The 1,857-nt window shown below is 74.6% G+C and carries 1 protein-coding gene; it reads left to right on the top strand.

From position 1 onward, the window contains the following. Positions 1-1,857 (top strand): polyketide synthase dehydratase domain-containing protein (locus ACFW2E_RS46160; RefSeq protein ID WP_384477980.1); only part of this gene is annotated, 1,857 nt, incomplete at both ends.

Below are 1,857 nucleotides of genomic sequence, written 5' to 3'. Positions count from 1 at the left end.
TACGGCACTTCTCCGAGGCGGGCCGCAAGACGAAGCGGCTCAGCGTCAGCCACGCCTTCCACTCCCCGCTGATGGAGCCGATGCTCGCCGAGTTCCGCCAGTTCGCACAGGTCCTGAACCCGATGCGGCCGGGCATCCCCATCGTGTCCACGCTGACCGGCCGCGAGGTGACGTACGAGGAGCTGGCCGACCCGGAGTACTGGGTACGGCACGTCCGCGAGGCGGTCCGCTTCGCCGACGCGGTCCGTACCCTCCAGGAACAGGGCGTCGCCACCTTCCTGGAGCTGGGTCCGGACGCCGTGCTCACGGCGATGGGCGCCGAGTCGGTGACCGACGGACGCCTGCTGCCCGCCCTGCGCCGGGGGCACGACGAGCCCGGCTCACTGGTCACCGCGGTCACCTCGCTGCACCTGCACGGTGTGCCGGTCGACTGGTCGGCGTGTCTCGGTCCGGACCGGGAAGCGGCCCCACTGCCCACCTACGCCTTCCAGCGCAGGCGTTACTGGCTCGACGCCCTGGACGACGGCCCGGCGGACCCGACCGCACTGGGCCTCTCGGACGCCGCGCACCCTCTGCTGGGCGCCGCGTTGACGGTCGCGGGCTCGGAACGGCTCGTACTCACGGGACGGCTCTCCGTGGGCACGCACCCGTGGCTGGCCGATCACGCCGTGGGCGGCACCGTCCTGCTGCCCGGCACGGGATTCGTCGAACTCGCCGTACGTGCGGCCGACCTGGCAGGGTGCGACACCGTCGAGGAACTCACGCTCCAGACCCCACTGACGCTGGACGGCACCGACACGGGCGTGGAGATCCAGCTCGTGGTCGAGGAGCCGGGGCCGGACGGCCGCCGCCCGCTGACCGTCCACTCCCGCACCGCCGACACGGACTGGGCCGTGCACGCCCAGGGCCTGCTGGCCCCGGCCACGGCCGCCCCGGCCGACGACGGCGGAGCCTGGCCGCCGGAGGACGCCGAGACGCTCGACGTCACCGACGCCTACGCGCGCATGGATGCCCGGGGATACGGCTACGGACCCGCGTTCCAGGGCCTGCGCGCGGCCTGGCGCCGGGGCGAGGAGCTGTACGCCGAGGTCGCCCTGCCCGACGGTGTGGATCCGGCCGGCTATGTCGTGCACCCGGCGCTCCTGGACGCCGCCCTGCACGTCATCGGCCTCGACGAGGACGGGGTCGGCCCCGAACTCCCCTTTGCCTGGACCGATGTGACGGTACGCGCGGTCGGGGCGACCGTGTTGCGCGTGCACGTCACCCCGGCCGCCTCCGGTGTCTCGCTGCACCTGACGGACCCGGCGGGCGCCACGGTCGCGACGGTCGGCCGACTCGTCCTCCGGCCCGCGGCTGACGAGGGCCGGTCGGCCCGCGCGGTACCGCTGTACCGGGTCGAGTGGGTCCCGGCGCAGGGGCCGTCGGTCGGCACCGCCGGATTCGAGGTGGTGTCCGGCGCCACGGTGTCCGAGGTCCTGACGGCCCTGCAGTCCTCGCTCTCGGGTGAGGCACGGCCGCTGGTGGTGACCCGGGGAGCGGTGTCCGTCGCCGCCGACCGGGGTCCGGACGATCTGGAGCAGGCGGCCGTGTGGGGCCTGGTGCGCGCCGCGCAGGCGGAACACCCGGGCCGGATCGTGCTGGTGGACGTCGCTGACGGCGCCCCTGTCCCGGACGTACTCCCGGACGGGGAGCCGGAGTTGGCGGTGCGCGGGAACGAGTGGCTCGCACCGCGCATGGTCAGGGAGACCGTCACGGCCGGCGACGGAGCGTGGTCCACGTCGGGGGCGGTCCTGGTGACCGGCGGCACCGGCGGCCTGGGCGCCCTGACGGCACGGCATCTGGTCGCCGAGCACGGGG

The sequence above is a fragment of the Streptomyces sp. NPDC058964 genome, from assembly GCF_042741275.1.
Taxonomy (GTDB): Bacteria; Actinomycetota; Actinomycetes; order Streptomycetales; family Streptomycetaceae; genus Streptomyces.
The sequence above is the reverse complement of the archived record's forward strand: the minus strand, read 5'-3'. Positions and strand labels throughout refer to the sequence as shown.